The 15,367-nt window shown below is 67.4% G+C and carries 20 protein-coding genes; 19 read left to right on the top strand and 1 reads right to left on the bottom strand.

Annotation, left to right across the window (positions count from 1 at the left end):
* Positions 1-45: 45 nt before the first annotated feature.
* On the top strand, positions 46-2,280 hold the full coding sequence (locus FHY05_RS00365) for a P-loop NTPase fold protein (RefSeq protein ID WP_183942452.1): 2,235 nt from the start codon (positions 46-48) through the stop codon (positions 2,278-2,280).
* A 15-nt stretch (positions 2,281-2,295) separates the two neighbouring features.
* On the opposite strand, the gene FHY05_RS00360 is transcribed toward FHY05_RS00365, so the two are convergent.
* Positions 2,296-2,661 carry a nucleotidyltransferase domain-containing protein gene (locus FHY05_RS00360; protein ID WP_183942451.1) on the bottom strand — a complete coding sequence of 122 codons (366 nt, stop codon included), beginning with the start codon at positions 2,659-2,661 and terminating at the stop codon, positions 2,296-2,298.
* A gap of 109 nt (positions 2,662-2,770) precedes the next feature.
* Here FHY05_RS00360 and FHY05_RS00355 point away from each other — a divergent pair, with 109 nt between their 5' ends.
* From FHY05_RS00355 to FHY05_RS00275, 18 genes are all read left to right on the top strand, one after another.
* Entirely contained in the window at positions 2,771-3,208 is a 438-nt protein-coding gene (locus tag FHY05_RS00355) for a hypothetical protein (protein WP_221190928.1), read from the top strand.
* Positions 3,168-3,782 (top strand): hypothetical protein, encoded by a 615-nt coding sequence (locus tag FHY05_RS00350; RefSeq protein ID WP_183942449.1) that lies wholly within the window; start codon positions 3,168-3,170, stop codon positions 3,780-3,782. The genes FHY05_RS00355 and FHY05_RS00350 overlap by 41 nt, the downstream gene beginning before the upstream one ends.
* Positions 3,783-3,926: 144 nt before the next feature.
* Positions 3,927-4,220, top strand: a complete 294-nt coding sequence (locus tag FHY05_RS00345; protein ID WP_183942448.1) for a hypothetical protein — start codon at positions 3,927-3,929, stop codon at positions 4,218-4,220.
* Positions 4,217-4,393: a hypothetical protein gene (locus FHY05_RS00340; RefSeq protein ID WP_221190927.1), complete on the top strand. Its 177-nt coding sequence runs from the start codon at positions 4,217-4,219 to the stop codon at positions 4,391-4,393. The genes FHY05_RS00345 and FHY05_RS00340 overlap by 4 nt, the downstream gene beginning before the upstream one ends.
* Complete coding sequence (locus FHY05_RS00335) at positions 4,390-4,914, top strand: host-nuclease inhibitor Gam family protein (protein WP_183942446.1); 525 nt, start codon at positions 4,390-4,392, stop codon at positions 4,912-4,914. Before FHY05_RS00340 ends, FHY05_RS00335 begins: the two co-directional genes overlap by 4 nt.
* Entirely contained in the window at positions 4,911-5,141 is a 231-nt protein-coding gene (locus FHY05_RS00330) for a hypothetical protein (protein ID WP_183942445.1), read from the top strand. Before FHY05_RS00335 ends, FHY05_RS00330 begins: the two co-directional genes overlap by 4 nt.
* A 275-nt stretch (positions 5,142-5,416) precedes the next feature.
* Positions 5,417-6,049, top strand: coding sequence for a hypothetical protein (locus tag FHY05_RS22350; RefSeq protein WP_260181069.1), 633 nt, complete (start codon positions 5,417-5,419; stop codon positions 6,047-6,049).
* A 16-nt stretch (positions 6,050-6,065) separates the two neighbouring features.
* Entirely contained in the window at positions 6,066-7,880 is a 1,815-nt protein-coding gene (locus FHY05_RS00325; RefSeq protein WP_311732329.1) for a phage terminase large subunit family protein, read from the top strand.
* Positions 7,880-8,089, top strand: a complete 210-nt coding sequence (locus FHY05_RS00320; protein WP_183942443.1) for a phage head-tail joining protein — start codon at positions 7,880-7,882, stop codon at positions 8,087-8,089. Before FHY05_RS00325 ends, FHY05_RS00320 begins: the two co-directional genes overlap by 1 nt.
* Positions 8,071-9,570, top strand: a complete 1,500-nt coding sequence (locus tag FHY05_RS00315) for a phage portal protein (protein ID WP_260181068.1) — start codon at positions 8,071-8,073, stop codon at positions 9,568-9,570. The genes FHY05_RS00320 and FHY05_RS00315 overlap by 19 nt, the downstream gene beginning before the upstream one ends.
* Before the next feature lie 4 nt (positions 9,571-9,574).
* Positions 9,575-11,602 (top strand): ClpP-like prohead protease/major capsid protein fusion protein, encoded by a 2,028-nt coding sequence (locus FHY05_RS00310; RefSeq protein ID WP_183942442.1) that lies wholly within the window; start codon positions 9,575-9,577, stop codon positions 11,600-11,602.
* 75 nt (positions 11,603-11,677) lie between these two features.
* Positions 11,678-12,004, top strand: coding sequence for a DUF2190 family protein (locus FHY05_RS00305; RefSeq protein ID WP_183942441.1), 327 nt, complete (start codon positions 11,678-11,680; stop codon positions 12,002-12,004).
* A 62-nt stretch (positions 12,005-12,066) separates the two neighbouring features.
* Positions 12,067-12,318, top strand: a complete 252-nt coding sequence (locus tag FHY05_RS00300) for a hypothetical protein (RefSeq protein ID WP_183942440.1) — start codon at positions 12,067-12,069, stop codon at positions 12,316-12,318.
* On the top strand, positions 12,318-12,635 hold the full coding sequence (locus FHY05_RS00295) for a hypothetical protein (protein WP_183942439.1): 318 nt from the start codon (positions 12,318-12,320) through the stop codon (positions 12,633-12,635). Before FHY05_RS00300 ends, FHY05_RS00295 begins: the two co-directional genes overlap by 1 nt.
* On the top strand, positions 12,635-13,327 hold the full coding sequence (locus FHY05_RS00290) for a DUF6441 family protein (RefSeq protein ID WP_183942438.1): 693 nt from the start codon (positions 12,635-12,637) through the stop codon (positions 13,325-13,327). The genes FHY05_RS00295 and FHY05_RS00290 overlap by 1 nt, the downstream gene beginning before the upstream one ends.
* Entirely contained in the window at positions 13,324-13,746 is a 423-nt protein-coding gene (locus tag FHY05_RS00285; protein WP_183942437.1) for a hypothetical protein, read from the top strand. Before FHY05_RS00290 ends, FHY05_RS00285 begins: the two co-directional genes overlap by 4 nt.
* A gap of 20 nt (positions 13,747-13,766) precedes the next feature.
* On the top strand, positions 13,767-14,753 hold the full coding sequence (locus tag FHY05_RS00280; protein ID WP_183942436.1) for a phage tail tube protein: 987 nt from the start codon (positions 13,767-13,769) through the stop codon (positions 14,751-14,753).
* On the top strand, positions 14,753-15,355 hold the full coding sequence (locus FHY05_RS00275) for a hypothetical protein (protein ID WP_183942435.1): 603 nt from the start codon (positions 14,753-14,755) through the stop codon (positions 15,353-15,355). The genes FHY05_RS00280 and FHY05_RS00275 overlap by 1 nt, the downstream gene beginning before the upstream one ends.
* The last annotated feature ends 12 nt before the right edge of the window (positions 15,356-15,367 follow it).

Below are 15,367 nucleotides of genomic sequence, written 5' to 3'. Positions count from 1 at the left end.
GTGCATGCGCATTGGCTGCGCCGCGTGAGTGGCATAGCCTGCGGTATGACAACCGAATTTCACGGCGATAGGCCGATCACGTCCGCAGCAGAAGATCGCTTTGGCATCGCGCCCATAGCGGTGAGGATCGCGTCATCCCTCAGCTCACAGGCGGGCGCCAAAGGCCTTGTTCTGGGAATTGAAGGGGCTTGGGGCTCGGGGAAGTCAAGCCTCATGGCAATCACGCTACAGCAATTGCGATCTAACGCTGAGAAGGCGTCGGTCGTAGAATTTCGTCCGTGGCTTGTAGGAGATCGTGATCAGCTTCTAGCTGAGCTTTTCGACTCGCTTGCTACCGCAGTCGCCAACATCGAGTATCGTGGCGGGGACGCCACCCGAAAGACAAAGATTGCGGCTCAAGATGTTGCTGAGAAGCTTAGAAGCTACGCTAAGCATCTCGGGCCAGTTGGCAAGCTAACTGGGCTAGCAGGCGCTGTTGTCCCAGGTCTTAGTGTCTTGGGTCCGATCTTAGAGAAGGTGGGCGAGGTTTCCAGCAGCGAGCCGAAAGGTCCTCCTCTTTCGGTCAGAAAAGATGAGCTTGCCGCGGCGCTTAAAGGGTTGAACCATCGAATTATTGTAGCCGTTGATGATGTCGACAGATTGGAGCCCGCTGAGGTCCGCGAGTTGTTGCGCCTCGTCCGATCGGTCGCTGATTTTCCGAACGTTGCATACCTGCTGTGCTACGATGGAACGACGCTCGCACGTTCTATTGAAACGGCCATAGGCGTGCGAGATGGCCGTGCATTCCTGGAAAAAATTATACAGACTGAGATCGGCGTGCCGAGACCAGAGTCTTTTGCGTTGAGGCGACTTTTTTCCACCGAATTGGCTCTCTTCACGGAGTGCGGCGCGAGCGTTGGTCAACGTTTGATGCAGGTGATTGATACGACTGGTGGTCGCTGCTTTGACACGCCCCGAACGGTTACAAGAATCCTTGATAGTCTTCGGTTGATTTGGCCGTCTCTTGAAGGTCGGGTTGATCTAGCTGATCTTGTCTGGCTCCGGATCATTGCAGTAGCAAATCCGCATCTCTATCGTTGGACTGAAGAATATCTTGATGCGCTTGCGGTATTAGCCTCTGGGCGTGGGTCGATCGATCCAAGTGAAAGAACGCAGGTGGGCAAACGCCTTGACGAAGCTCTCGAAGCTGATGGCACCGAGTGGGATAGGATGGTTGCTGAATTAGACTTAGTGATTCCTAGGCTTGGCTACGGAAAAGGGGACATCAAACAGGGAGACGAACGTGTTTTTGCTATGGATCGTAGCCACAGGGAGCGAGCGTCTCAAGATCGACGTTTAGGAAGTCCGGATCATAGCCGCATCTATTTCGCTCTTGCGAAGTCTAAGGGCTCGGTTGACGTTGCCGACATTGAAGCGTTACTTTCCTCGAGCCGAGAGTCGGCTTCGGCGGCGAGTGAGCTTCTCGAAAGCATGGCGGAAGAGTCCAGTAGCTCCGGCGCGACCAAGGCCGAGCGTATGCTGGACCATTTGCGGTATACCTCCCCCGACCGACTACTGAATTCGGATCTGCGTAATCTCGCGTCTGCCATCGCTAGCGTTGCCGCCAAGCTTGGAAGCGAGCACATAGAGGAATGGGGTCATCCCCGTTCTTGGGCGCTGGCGAGAAATGCGATAGGCGCATTGAGGGCACCGGCCGGGGCTGAGTGGAAAAACTTGCTTGTAGAGCTTTTTAGCCGTGCTCCATACTTAGACTTCCTCGTGTACTTACTGCGTGTTGAGACGCAAGATCATGGTCTAAGCGGCGAGCAAGCACGCTCGTACAACTTGATCACCTCGATTGACGAGTATGGCGCCATGCGCGACTCGTTTATACCAAGGTTGCGGAATTTAGGTATTGACGGGATTGTGCTGCAGCGTCGCTCAGCGTCCATGCTATTTGCATGGTCTCAAGCAGGGTACAGGGACGAGGTCGTCGCTGCCGTGCTGAAATTCGCAGGAGACGACGTTGGAAGATTAGCATACGTCGGCCGTTCACTGATAGGTCGGTCAAGAGACAGCAATGGGGAAGAGGCTTCGATCGACCCGAAGGGACTGGAGGCGATCTTCGACGATGTGCCTTCCGTGTTAGAAAGCTTCGGTGAAGCGGCTTCGGCAGGAGATCAGAACGCGATCGAGGTACTATCAGCGGTCAACTCAGCTCTCTCATTTTATGGTGGTACAATCGACGGTTGGATAACGCTAGAACGTGAGCGGCGTGCAGCAAACAAGTCTGTCGCGTGAAAAAAGGGCTGTCCTTCAGCTTACGCGCGCTGCCGCCTGCGCGCTCCTAATCGAAAGTTTCAGCGAGCTGTAGAGCAGGGTGCCATGCTCCCGCACGGCGGGAGTGACGATGACGTCGTCTGGCTCCATGCAGTGCAGGTGCAGCTTAACCGGAAGTAGCGCCTGCAGCTCCGCTTCCCACCGCGGAGCCATGCAGATTGCATTGCCCATGCGTTCCTGGTCATCTTCGCCAGCAACGATCAACGCTAGGTCGAGGTCGCTATCCGGACGGTAGCGTCCCTTAACGCGAGAGCCGAACGCCCACACGGCTTCAACCTGGTCGGCGCTGGTAGCCCAGCGTCGTATAGCCTCGCTCCAGTGCGGAATAATGCCTGGCGTCATAGGTGTTGCTTACCAGCGACGCTCCGCTGCGAACAGCAGGTCATCCGCGTCAGTTCATCGTGCGTAACTGGCTATTCACCGATGATCGCGCTATGTTCTTTCGTCGGGGATGAGGGGCCAGATGGGTGTTTCAATCGCGGTGATCACCGACGGCTCCAAGCCAATCAGCCGGCGGGACGAAGCCTACAACTTCATCCGCGCGTACATCACGCGCACCGGGCAGAGCCCTTCGATCAACAACATCATGGCGGCCCTTGGGGTGAGCAAGACGCGCGCGAAGGCGTTGGTGCACCAGCTCGCCGTCGCCAACATGATCGAGCGCGTGCCCGGCGCGCAGCGCGGCATCAGCATCCCTGGGCTTTTCCGCGAGCTCGTGCTCGAGGAGCTGCGCCGCGAAGGCTATGTCGTCGACAAGGATATCCTCGCCGGTGTGCCGTGTCCCCAAGGTCACCTGCCGCTGATCGCCATGTTGGAGCATATCCCCGCCGTCGAAGTGGGGGATCTTCATGCACAGCCTTCCGAGCGCCGCGCGTCCAGCGGCGGCTGATTCTGCCGAGCGCGAGCAGCAGCGCATCGAGCACCTGGTGCTCGGCGCACCGCGGCCCCGGCGACCGAAGACCAGCAAGCGGAAGAAGGCGAAGGCGCCAATCATCGAGCTCGCGCCCGGGATCGAAGAGCGCGTGCAGCTGCGCGAGCGCTACGGCCATAGGCAGGGCACGCCTGAGACCCACCACTTTTTCGAGCTGGCTGCAGCGCAGGAGGGCGCGCTCGCGCGGCTGCACCGCACTGGTGCCATCGACCATCACCAGCTCGCCGCGGCCGAGCGCATCGTCGCGGCGCACGAGCAGATCTCGGCCGAGGTCGCCGTCCGCACGGCCAAGTGGGAGCAGCGCGGCTCTGGAGGCGGGCCCAACGCCGCATCGGCCGAGCGCCTCGGCGCTGTGATCCTCGAGCAGCGATATACCGCCTGGCGCGCCGCGGTGGCGCCGCACACCGCCATGCTGCTCGCCGTCATCGTCGATCGCGTGCCGCTCACCGCCGCAGCGCGGCGCTGGCGCATGTCCAATCGCCGCGCGCGCGCCGTGCTCGTCGCCGGCCTCGACCAGTGGGGCAGGGGGTGACCTTAGGGGCAGTGCCCCCAAGGGCACGGCGAAAAGCGGTCACGAGCTCGGCACAAACGACCCCGCCATAGCTGCGCCCGCAGCAGCCCGTTCGCCTTCCCTCCCAGGGCGTGCGGCCTGCGCCGGCTGAGGGGAGGCCGTCACGTGACCCGATCGCTTCCCGTCCTCCTCTCGTCCGCCCCGACTCAGGCGGATCAGCAGCTGCACCGCGCCGACCGCGCGGTGTCCCAGCCCCGCTTGAACGTGCACCAGCTCGAACGCTTCACACCGCGCTTCGACGAGCTGGTCCACCGAGCGGGGCTGGCCCAATCCACCGGCGACGTCCTCGAGGTAGAGGAGGCGCTGGATCGCCTCTGCCGCGACATGCGCGCCGTTCTCCGTTCGCCGACGCCGCAGCGGCCGCCGTTGCGCGTCACCAAGGAAGGCGCGATCTGGTGATGCAGCTCGAAACCCGGACCCTGTCCGACCTCCTCAACGCCGGTCACCCTGAGACCGCGATCGTCGGCTTGACGCTCGGCACGATCCGCGCGCTGCTCGCCAACCCGGCAGCGGCCGCGGGCTTCGCCGTCGCCCCGATCGTCGCCGCCATCACGCCGGCGCCAGCAGCATGACCGTGAAGCTGCGCATCAACGGCTCGCTCGAGCAGGCCAGCCCCCTCTTCGAGCGCTTCGCCCGGCTCGGCTACGAGATCCAGTCGGCCGAGGTCGCCCGGGACAAGGCGATCGCCGACACCAACGCCGTCGCCGATGCCATCATCGCACCGATGATCGCCGAGCGGGATCAGCTGCGCGAGCAGCTCGAACCGTGGTGGCGGCGGACCGGCTTCGGCCTGCTGCCCGCCAAGCGGAAGACGATGGAGCTGCTCGGCTGTATCGTCGGCAGCAAGGCCGGCCGAAGCGCCGTCGTCGTGCCTGGCACCGAGGACGAGGCGGTGGCTGCGCTCAAGCAGCACCGCTGGGCGAAGGACTATGTCCGCGTCACCGAGGCGGTCGACAAGACCGCGGTGCGCGCCGCGCTCAAGGGCCCGCACGGCGACAAGCTGCGCGGCCTGGGCTTCGGCGTGACCAGCCCGGGCGAGGAGTTCGTGCTCGAGCGTGCCGCCCAGGACGGCACGATGGGCAAGGCCGCATGAAGATCGCCGACGTGAGCCGGGCCAAGCGCCTGATCGACGAGCGCCTGACGCTGGCCACACGCCGCGACGACGTCGAGCGCGGCAACATCCTCGGCGTGACGCTCAGCGGCGAGTACCAGGACAAGGACATGCTCAACGCGGTTCGCCCCTGGGTCGCCGCGGAGCTGCAGCGTCGCATCGACGGGATCGAACACGAGCTCGATGGGCTCGGCGTCACGATTGACTGAGCGGGCCGACCGGGCGGCGCCCTGACAGGCGCCCCCCGGTCCCCAGACCGTCGGCTGGAGCCCGACCGGGCGCCGGTCGGCCGTGATCCTCCCGGCCGAGGGCGGCCGAGGCGGCGCCGCGCACGAAAGTTGCGCGCCGACGAACGAATGTGGCGAGCCACCCCCCCCACCCTTCGGGTCCTCCCCGGCGCGGCCGCTATGCGGGGGGCAATGGCGCGCCATCGCGCTAGGTACAGCCGATTTCGTCACTTCATCATCATGGGGGGCGAAAACCCATGGATTTGGCGGGTTACAGGCCGACGCTCAGTGAAGTGGCGGCCCTGTTCGGCAAGTCCAGCCGCTGGATCTCGGACCTGCGCGCAAAGGGCGAGCTGCCTGGTGACGGCGCCACCCTCGGCGAGTTCGTCGCCGCCTGGACCAGCGCTAACGCGGTCGCCGGCAAGGGTAAGACGCTCGACCAGCACAAGGCCCGCCTCGCGGCCGAGAAGGCCGACGAGGCGGCGATGAAGAACGCGGAGCGGCGGCGCGAGCTGCTGCCCCGGGCCGAGGTCAACCTCGCGGTGCAGGGTGCCTTCGCCCGCGTGCGCGCCAAGCTGCTCGCGCTGCCGAGCAAATGCGCCCCTGCGATCTCGGCGATGAAGTCGCCGATCGCGATCCAGGAGAAGCTGACGGAGCTCGTGCATGAAGCGCTCGCCGAGCTCGCCGGCACGACGGTCGGTGCCCAGCCGGTCGAGCCCGATCGCCAACCACCTGGTGGCGACGGCGGAGATCGCGGAGGCGGCGTCGGCCTGGTGGCCGGTGTTCGCGCCGCCGCCCCGGCTGACGGTGAGCCAGTGGGCGGACAAGCACCGCAAGCTAAGCCCCGAGGCAAGCGCGGAGCCCGGGCAGTGGGACACGAGCCGAGCTGAGTTCCAGCGCGGCATCATGGACGCGGTCAGCGACCCGCTGATCGAAGAGGTCGTGGTGATGAAGTCCGCCCAGGTCGGGTGGACCGAGATCATCAACAACATCGTCGGCTACTTCATCGACCAGGATCCATCACCGATCATGGTGATGCAGCCGACGCTCGAGATGGCGGAGGCTTGGTCGACCGACCGGCTCACGCCGATGGTGCGCGACTCGCCCCGGCTGCGTGTGAAGATCTCGGAGGCGAAGAGCCGGGACAGCGGCAACAAGCTGCTGCAGAAGCGCTTCCCGGGCGGGCAGCTCGTGGTCGTCGGAGCGAACAGTCCGTCGTCGCTGGCGTCCCGGCCGATGCGCGTCATCCTTGCTGACGAGGTGAGCCGCTATCCGGCCTCGGCCGGCGTCGAGGGTGACCCGCTCACCCTGGCGTACAAGCGGACCAACAACTTCTGGAACCGGCGCAAGCTGGCGGGATCTACGCCGACGATCGCGGGCGCGTGCCGGATCGAGGCCAAGTTCGAGGAGTCGGACAAGCGCTACTTCTTCGTGCCGTGCCACCAGTGCGGCGAGCACCAGGTCCTCAAGTGGGAGCAGGTGCGATGGGACAAGACCAAGGCCGGCGCGCACCGGCCCGACACCGCCCATTACGTCTGCGAGCACCACGGCTGCATCTGGGACGACGCGGACCGCTGGGGCGTCGTGCTGAAGGGCGAGTGGCGCGCGACCGCGCCGTTCACCGGAATCGCCGGCTTCCACATCTGGGAGGCTTACTCCTCCTGGGTGAAGCTGTCGGCGACCGTCACCGCCTTCCTTGAGGCGCGCAAGACGCCGGACACCTACAAGGTCTGGACCAACACCGCGCTGGGACTGACCTGGGTCGAGAAGGGCGAGGCGCCCGATTGGCAGCGGCTCTACGAGCGTAGATCGCAGGAGCTGACCTTGGGCGAAGCTCCGGATTGGGTCGCCCGCATCACCGTTGGCTCCGACGTCCAGCGCGATCGCATCGAGGCGAGCGTGTGGGGTTGGGGCAAGGGGATGCGAAGCGTCCTCATCGAGCACCGGGTTTTTTACGGCGATCCCTCAAGGCCGGACGTGTGGAAGGAGATGGACGCCTTCCTCGGCGAGGAGTGGGAAACGCCGTCCGGTCGTCGGATCCGCATGTCGAAGCTCGCGATCGACACCGGCGACGGTCATTCCACCACCCACGTCTACGCCTGGGCGCGGCGCCACCCGCGCGAGGTGATGGCCATCAAGGGCACCGGCAGCTTCAACGCCTCCATGCCGGTTATGGGACCGACCTGGGTCGACGTAACGGTGCGCGGTGCGAAGGTCGCCCGCGGCGTCCAACTCTGGACGATCGCGGTCTCGCTCTTCAAGTCCGAGACGTACGCCTGGCTGCGGCTCGAGCAGCCGCTCGACGGCGAGGATTACCCACCCGGGTACATTCACCTGCCGATGGGCACTGACGCGGAGTGGCTGCAGCAGCTCGTCGCCGAGCAGCTGATCACGACGAAGAACAAGCGCACCGGCTTCACCAGGCAGGAGTGGCAGAAGACCCGCGAGCGCAACGAGGCGATCGACTGCCGCGTCTATGCGCGCGCCGCAGCCTACGCGCTGGGATTGGATCGCTGGTCGGACGCCAAATGGGCGAAGGCGGTTGGCGCCGATCTGCGCACGCCGGTGCGCCACGAGGTCGAGGAAGAAGCCGAGGTGGCGGCGACGGCCAAGCCGACGCCGCATCAGGCACGCGCGCCACCAGCGCCGAAGCCCAAGCCACGCAAGATCAACCCGCTGACCGGAAAGCCCCGGGGCAGCCATCTAGGAGGGCGGCGCTGATGGCGTTCTCGCAGACCGACCTCGACACCCTGCGCGCGGCGATCGCCAGCGGCATCATGCGCGTGCGCTATGCCGACGGCCGCGAGGTCACCTACCAGTCGGCCGACGCGATGCTGAAGGCGGAGCAGCGCATCATGGACTCGCTCGCCTTCGCACCTGGCAGCGGGCGACGTCGCCGGCGCGCGGCCGCATGGCGGAATGGCTGCTGATGGGCATGCTCGAGCGCACCATCGCCGCGATCGCGCCCGGCTTCGCGGCCGCTCGCGCCGAGGCTCGCGTCCGCTTGGAGCGGGCGAAGACCCAGAGCGCCTCGCTGCGCGGGATCCGCGCGCAGTATGACGGCGCGACGAGCTCGCGCCGGACGCAGGGTTGGCGGCGCACTGCCAAGGACGCCAATTACGAGCTGCAGGGCGCGGCGCAGATCCTCGCGCAGACCGCGCGCGACATGGTGCGCAACAACCCCTACGCGGAGCGTGCCGTGTCCGCGATTGCGACCGACCTGGTCGGCACCGGCATCACCTTTCAGGTCATGCGCGGCGGCAGGCCGGACGAGGCGCTGACTGCGCTGGCCAAGGCGCACTTCGAGAGCACCGCCTGCGACGCGGACGGCCGGCAGAACCTCTACGGCCTGCAGCACCAGGCGGCCCGCACGGTGGTGGAGAGCGGCTCGGTGCTGGCGCGGTACCGCGCGCGCTTCGCGCGCGACGGCCTGCCGGTACCGTTCCAGCTGCAGCTGCTCGAGCCCGATCACCTCGACGCCACCCGCAACGGCATCTTCGATCGCGGTGCCTACGTCTCGGGCATCCAGCTCGACCAGCTCGGCTCGCGAGAGGCCTATTGGCTCTTCCCGCAGCACCCCGGATCGGTCGCTATGCGCAGCCTGACGGCGACGCCGGTACCGGCGCGCGACGTGATACACGTCTTCCGCCAGGATCGCCCCGGGCAGCAGCACGGCGCCAGCTGGTTCGCTCCGGTCATCCTGCCCATGCAGGACTTCCGCGACTATCAGGACGCGCAGCTGCTCCGCCAGAAGATCGCGGCGAGCTGGGCGGTGTTCCGCATCGGTGCCACCGACGACGACGGCGAGGAGCAGGACCTCGCCGAGGTCATCGAGCCCGGCCTGATCGAGGACGTGCCCGCGGGCACCCAGATCGAGTTCGCCAACCCGCCCGGTGTCGATGGCTACGTCGACTTCACGAAGATCTCGGTGCGCACCTTCGCCACCGGCATGAACCTGCCCTATGACATCTTCGGCGATCTCGAGGCGGTCAACTTTTCGTCGGGGCGCATCGGCCGGATCCAGTATTATCGCCAGCTGGACAGCTGGACCTGGAACATGCTGATCCCGCAATTCTGCGAGCCCGCTGGCGCGTGGTTCCTGCGCGCGGCCCAGCTCGCCGGCCACAACACCGATGGCTGCACGGTCGCATGGACCCCGCCGGCGCGCGCGATGCTCGACGTCGCCAGCGAGGGCATGGCGATCCGCGACATGGTGCGCGCCGGCCTCATGGATCCGGAGACCGCAATCCGCGAGCGCGGCGAGGATCCCGACGCGCTGCTCGCCCGGTGGAAGCGCTGGGCCGACAAGGTCGACGCCGCGAGCCTCACCTTCGACTGCGACCCTCGCCGCGTGACGCAGGTGGGCAACGCCCTCCAGCCGTCCGCCGGCACCCCGCCCCGAAAGGACTGACCCCATGGAAATCCTTCTCTACGGGATCGTCGGCGACAGCTGCGACGGTCTCGAGGCCTCGTGGATGGTCGACCGCATCCAGCATGCGCCCGACGACATCACGGTCCGCATCAACTCGCTCGGCGGCCTGCTCTTCGACGGCTTCGCGATCTACAACGCGCTCAAGTCGTCGCCCCGCAAGGTCACCGTGATCGTCGACGGCGTCGCGGGCTCGATCGCTAGCGTCATCGCCATGGCCGGCGATCGCATCATCATGGCCGAGAACGCGGTGATGATGATCCACAAGCCTTCCGACGGGACATACGGCGACGCGGACGATCTGCGCAGCGTCGCCGACCGCCTCGACTTCCTGCAGCGCCAGCTCGTCGGGATCTACGCGGCGCGCACCGGCATGAGCGAGGAGGAGCTGAGCCCGCTCCTCGACGCCGAGACCTGGATGACCGCGCAGGAAGCGCTGGCCATGAAGTTCATCGACGAGATCTCCGGCAACGCGACCGCGACCAACATGCTCGACCCGAGCAAGTTCGGCTTCCGCGCCGTGCCGGCCCACCCCCTCATCGCCATGGCGACGAGTAACCAGGCGCCAGCCGCCACCCCTCCCACTTCGGAGACTTCGATGTCCGATATCGTGCCGGCGCCGACCCCGACGCCCTCGACCACCCCGACCACTCCTGCCATCACGATCGAGAACCCGGCTCAGCCGACCAACATCGCCGACGCGGCGAGCGCTGCGGCACAGCAGGCGATCGTCGCCGAGCGCACCCGCGCGTCGACCATCCGCAACGAGGTGAGCCGCGCTCGCCTGGACGGCGCCTTCGCCGACACCCTGGTCAACGAGGGCGTATCGATCGAGGCGGCGCGCACGCGCATCATCGACCAGATCGCCACGGCCGCGCCGACCATCACCAACTATTCGCCGGCGCTGATCCCCGCCGCGCAGTTCCAGGCGCGCGCCGACGCGATGAGCCTGGCGATCGCGCACCGTGCCAATCCGCGCAACCAGCTCAACGACGACGCGCGCGGCTTCGCGGGCCGTCGCCTGATCGTGCTCGCCCGCGACTTCCTCGACTCGACCGGCGTCAGCACCCGCAACATGAGCGACCCCGAGGTCGCCCAGGCGGTGTTCCGCTACCGCCAGCCGCGCAACGCCGGCCAGCATGCCACCGGCGACTTCCCGGCGGTGCTCGCCAATACCGTGACGCGCACGCTGCGCCGCGGCTACGAGCTCGCGCCGCGCACGTTCACTGCCTTCTGCCGCCAGGCGTCGGTGCCCGACTTCCGGCCGGTGAGCCGCGTCGCGCTGTCCGACATCTCGGCGATGCAGCAGGTCGCCGAAGGTGCCGAGTATCAGTACGCGACAGTCGGTGACTCGGCCGAGCAGTACACGGTCGGCAAGTGGGGCCAGATCATCTCGCTGACTTGGGAGACGATCATCAACGACGACCTGGGCGCGTTCGATCGCATCCCGCAGGCGATGGGCCAGGAGGCCGCGCAGGTCGAAGGCGACGTCGTCTATGCGATCCTGCTCAGCAACCCGCTCATGTCGGACGGCGTGCCGCTGTTCCACGCGACCCATGGCAACCTCGCCGCGGCCGGCTCGGCCATCTCGATCGACTCGCTGCAGGCGGGCCGCACCGCGATGCGCACCCAGCGCGCGCCCAAGGGTCGCTTCACCTCGGCCACCCCGGCGCACCTGGTGGTGGGTCCGCTGCGCGAGCAGCAGGCCAACCAGTTCACCTCGGCCAACTACCAGGCGACGATCAACGGCGACATCAACCCGGACTACAACCGGGCGCTGCAGCCGCAGGTCGAGCCGCGGATCCTCGACTACAGCTTCTTCCTCGCCGCCGACCCGAACGCGCAGCCGATCGACACGATCGAGTATGCGTACCTGGCCGGCTACGAGGGCCTGCAGACCGAGGAGCGCCAGGGCTTCGAGGTCGACGGCATCGACATCAAGGGCCGGCTCGTGTTCGGCGCCAAGGCGATCGATCACCGTGGCCTCTTCAAGAATCCGGGCGCGGCCAACTAAGCCGCTCCACCCCACCAGCCATGACGTGACACGGGCGGCCTCGAGCCGCCCGTGCCGTTTCGGGAGATCCCCACGATGCGTAATTTCACCGCCAAGGGTGACTCGCTCACCCTCACCGCGCCCTATGCCGTTGCTGCCGGCGCCGGCGCGCTCATCGGCGCCGTCTTCGGCGTCGCCAAGTCGGCGCTCGCCGTTGGCGCGCGCGGCGTGTTCGAGCTGGTCGGCTGCTACGACCTGGCGAAGGACGCCAACGCCGTCGCCGAGGGCGCCAAGGCTTATTGGGACAACACGGCCAAGGTCGTGACCGCCACGGCCGGCGCGAACACGCCGATCGGCGTCTTCACCGCGGCGCGCGCCGCGGGCGCCACCACGGCCAACGTCCGCCTCAACGCCAGCTTCTAAGCCGGCCCCACCACCTGCATCGGCGCGCCGCTTGGGTGGCCGACAGCGAGGAACCTGCCACGATGAAGAAGATCCTGCTCCTGAGCGCCGCGTATCTGAATGGCGGCGCCTTCGTTTCCGCGGACACCGTGGTGCCCGTGGGCGACGAAAAGCTCGAAATGACCGAGGGCCGTGCCGCGGACATGGTCAAGGCGAAGCTCGCCGAAGAGCTGGCCGACGACGAGGACGGTGCCGAGGAAGGCGCCGAGGGCGAGGGCGAGGGCGAGAGCGAGCCCGCCGCACCCGCGGCGCCGGCGCGCGGCGGCCGCCGCTGATGTTCGATCCGTTCTCGGCCTCCCTGGGCGCGCTGTTCCGGGGGCCGGGAGCGGTCGACGCTCGGTTCACCCCGGCCGGTGGCGAGCCGCTGGCCGACTCGATCCGCGTCATCCGGAGCCGGCCCGACGAGCAGGTCCGCTTCGGAGAGGGTGTCATTGTCCAGGGCACGAACGCCTTCGAGATCCAGCGCGGCGACGTCGACGAACCGCGTGACGGCGATCTGCTGACGATCGCCGGCGTCTCGTTCCGTCTGATCGGCGACGCGATGCTCGACGCCGAGGGTCTGACCTGGAAGATCGGCGCCGCGGAGGTCTGATGCTCTCCGCGGCGACCTTCGGCTTCTCGGACCTGGCCAACGAGATCGAGGGCGATATCGCGCGCGCCGCGACCGACGCGATGCGCGACACCGCCCCGCTCACCCGCGACGAGCTGCGCCAGCAGACGCGATCGCTGGGGCTGGGCGATCGGCTGCCGAACACCTGGACGGCGCGCTCGTACCCGGACGGTCAGAGGAACAGCATCAACCCCGCCGGCGTCGTCTACTCGCGCGCGCCCGAGATCATGGACGCGTTCACGCGCGGCGCGACGATCCGGCCTGTCGCCGGCTCGCAGTTCCTCTGGATCCCGACGAGCAACGTGCCTCGGGCCCGGTCCAGGAGCGGGCGCCTGCGCGGCAACGGCCAGCGGCCGAGCCGCCTGCAGGCCGGCGCGATCACGCCCGAGGAGTGCGAGAGCCGGTTCAACACCGACTTCGTGATCCGCAAGGGTCGCGCCGGCCGGCTGCTCGCCTTCATGGACCTGGTCGCCGGCCGCGCGCGCCGCGGCGGAAGCAATGTGCGCGCGCCGACCCGGCGCCGCGTGGAAGCCGGGCGCGAGCCGAAGCTCACTCTCATGTTCGTGCTCACGCGGAGCGTCACCATGCCGAAGCTCTTCGACCTGGACGCCAGCGCTGGCCGCTGGGCGGTGCGCTACGAGCAGGCCTTCGACAACCGTCTGGGTCGCTCATGAGCCGCCGCCTCGAGGTGCTGCGCGCCATCCTCGCCTTGGCAAAGGCGACGCTGCCCGGGGCCGAAGTGGTGGGGCTCGACGATCACGAGGATCTGCCGACTCGCGTCCGCACCGGCGGCCGTATCGTGGTGCGCGCCGGCGACCCGGGCGATCCCGAGATCGACCTGAGCCCGCTCGCCTACAACTGGACCCACCGCATCCCGCTCGAGGTCACCATGGCCGACGAGGATGCGCTCGACGGCGCGCTGATGGCGCTGGACGCCGCGATCGCGGCCGACCGGCAGCTCGGCGGCCTTTGCGACTGGATCGAGCCGGAAGCGCCGTCGACGCAGAACGTCCGCGCCGACAACGCGCCCGGGTTGCGCGGCACGCTGCTCAGCCTGGTGGCCAGCTACGTCACCGACACCCCCCTTACCTGACCCTCCGAGGAGATGCCGCCATGGCTCTTACCCCCACGACCCGCGCACGCGGGGCGAACGCGCGCGCCGTCGCCGCGTTCGAAACCACCCCGGGCACGGTGCCCGGTGCCGCCGCCAAGTGGTTCCGCGTGCCGTTCGTCTCGCACGGCCTCGGCGAGGAACGCGGCCTGATCGAGAGCGATCTGCTCGGCCAGGGCCGTGAGATGCAGGATCCGACGCCGGACGTAGCGACCAACGACGGCGATATCGTCGTGCCGGTGGACGTGCGCAATTTCGCGCGCTTCCTGCAGCTCTTCTTCGGCGACCCGACCACGTCGGGGCCGACCCAGGTCAACGGCGCGGACGTGTTCCAGCACGTCTTCCGCTCGGGCGCGCAGACGCTGCCCTCCATGTCGATCGAGATCGGCATGCCCGAGGTCCCGAGCTTCTCGGTGCACCGCGGCGCGCGCGGCAACCAGCTGCGCATCTCGATGGCGCGCGGTGGGCTGCTCAACGCCACCTGCAGCCTGGTCTGCATCGGCGAGAGCGACCCGGTCGACGCGACGGTCGGAAGCGCCAACCCCGTCGAGCTCGCGACGACCCGCTTCCCGCAGGCGACCGGCTATATCCGCAAGGATGGTCAGATCCTCGGATCGGTCGTCAGCGCCGACTTCACCTTCTCGAACAACCTCGAGAAGGTCGAGACCATCCAGCCGGACGGCCGCATCGAGGACAGCGATCCGGCGATGGCGCAGATGACGGGCTCGGTGACGATCAAGTTCAAGGATCGCACGCTGCTCAACGCGGCGACGACGAGCCCGCCAACCCCGATCGAGCTCGTGTTCGGCTGGAAGGTCGGCAACCACGAGCTGCTCTTCACCGTCGGCCGCGTGTTCCTGCCGCGAGCGAAGAACCCGATCCAGGGCCCCGGCGCGATCCAGGCCAGCTACAACTGGCAGAGCTCCAAGCCCGGCGCGAGCAACACGGTCGTCGTGACGCTGAAGAACGACGTGGCGAGCTACGCCTGATGCTGATCGCCAACCGAGCCGCGCCGGCGCCGGCCTGGACGCCCGTCATGGGCGCCGAGGTCCTCTTCGCGCCGATCACCCGCACCATGCTGATCCGCGCGCGCCGCGCCGCGCGCGCGGCGTCGCAGGCCGAGCTCGCCGAGATGGTGGACGGCGCAGAGCCCATGTCCGCGATCGACATGATCGAGGAGATGGGCGACGCCATGACCCGGGCGCTCATCCTGGAGGGCGCGAAGGACTGGCGGGACGTCTTCGTCACCGCGACCGGCGAGGACGGCGCGCCGCTCCTCGTCGCCGGCGAGCCCGTCTTCGACCTGCTGCCGTTCTCGGCCGAGAACCTGGCGCTGGTGCTCTCCGACCCGCTCGCGGTCGACGCCTTCGAGGAGGCCTATGTCACGCCGTTCGTGATGCGCGAGCGGCAGCGGGCCGAGCCGGGAAACGGCTCTGCCGCCTCGCCGAGTGGCATTGGGGAGGCGGCGACGCGGGGCAGCGCTTTTGCCATCTCTCCTGCGAAGCCGGCCAGGGCCGGCGGTGCGCGCCGTGCGCCTACGTCGTCGAGGAGCCGCAGAGCGAAGCCGAAGAGGACGTCTGGCGCGTCCTGACCTCGTGTGACC

It is taken from the genome of Sphingomonas sp. BK580 (genome assembly GCF_014194975.1).
Taxonomy (GTDB): Bacteria; Pseudomonadota; Alphaproteobacteria; order Sphingomonadales; family Sphingomonadaceae; genus Sphingomonas.
Note: the sequence above shows the minus strand (reverse complement) of the source record. Positions and strands in the feature narration are given on the sequence as shown.

Bases quoted from the DNA above. Each gene is read 5' to 3' on its own strand.
- FHY05_RS00365 (WP_183942452.1), top strand. From the start codon at position 46: ATGACAACCGAATTTCACGGCGATAGGCCGATCACGTCCGCAGCAGAA.
- FHY05_RS00360 (WP_183942451.1), bottom strand. From the start codon at position 2,661: ATGACGCCAGGCATTATTCCGCACTGGAGCGAGGCTATACGACGCTGG.
- FHY05_RS00355 (WP_221190928.1), top strand. From the start codon at position 2,771: ATGAGGGGCCAGATGGGTGTTTCAATCGCGGTGATCACCGACGGCTCC.
- FHY05_RS00350 (WP_183942449.1), top strand. From the start codon at position 3,168: ATGCACAGCCTTCCGAGCGCCGCGCGTCCAGCGGCGGCTGATTCTGCC.
- FHY05_RS00335 (WP_183942446.1), top strand. From the start codon at position 4,390: ATGACCGTGAAGCTGCGCATCAACGGCTCGCTCGAGCAGGCCAGCCCC.
- FHY05_RS00330 (WP_183942445.1), top strand. From the start codon at position 4,911: ATGAAGATCGCCGACGTGAGCCGGGCCAAGCGCCTGATCGACGAGCGC.
- FHY05_RS22350 (WP_260181069.1), top strand. From the start codon at position 5,417: ATGGATTTGGCGGGTTACAGGCCGACGCTCAGTGAAGTGGCGGCCCTG.
- FHY05_RS00325 (WP_311732329.1), top strand. From the start codon at position 6,066: ATGGACGCGGTCAGCGACCCGCTGATCGAAGAGGTCGTGGTGATGAAG.
- FHY05_RS00320 (WP_183942443.1), top strand. From the start codon at position 7,880: ATGGCGTTCTCGCAGACCGACCTCGACACCCTGCGCGCGGCGATCGCC.
- FHY05_RS00315 (WP_260181068.1), top strand. From the start codon at position 8,071: ATGGCGGAATGGCTGCTGATGGGCATGCTCGAGCGCACCATCGCCGCG.
- FHY05_RS00310 (WP_183942442.1), top strand. From the start codon at position 9,575: ATGGAAATCCTTCTCTACGGGATCGTCGGCGACAGCTGCGACGGTCTC.
- FHY05_RS00305 (WP_183942441.1), top strand. From the start codon at position 11,678: ATGCGTAATTTCACCGCCAAGGGTGACTCGCTCACCCTCACCGCGCCC.
- FHY05_RS00300 (WP_183942440.1), top strand. From the start codon at position 12,067: ATGAAGAAGATCCTGCTCCTGAGCGCCGCGTATCTGAATGGCGGCGCC.
- FHY05_RS00295 (WP_183942439.1), top strand. From the start codon at position 12,318: ATGTTCGATCCGTTCTCGGCCTCCCTGGGCGCGCTGTTCCGGGGGCCG.
- FHY05_RS00290 (WP_183942438.1), top strand. From the start codon at position 12,635: ATGCTCTCCGCGGCGACCTTCGGCTTCTCGGACCTGGCCAACGAGATC.
- FHY05_RS00285 (WP_183942437.1), top strand. From the start codon at position 13,324: ATGAGCCGCCGCCTCGAGGTGCTGCGCGCCATCCTCGCCTTGGCAAAG.
- FHY05_RS00280 (WP_183942436.1), top strand. From the start codon at position 13,767: ATGGCTCTTACCCCCACGACCCGCGCACGCGGGGCGAACGCGCGCGCC.
- FHY05_RS00275 (WP_183942435.1), top strand. From the start codon at position 14,753: ATGCTGATCGCCAACCGAGCCGCGCCGGCGCCGGCCTGGACGCCCGTC.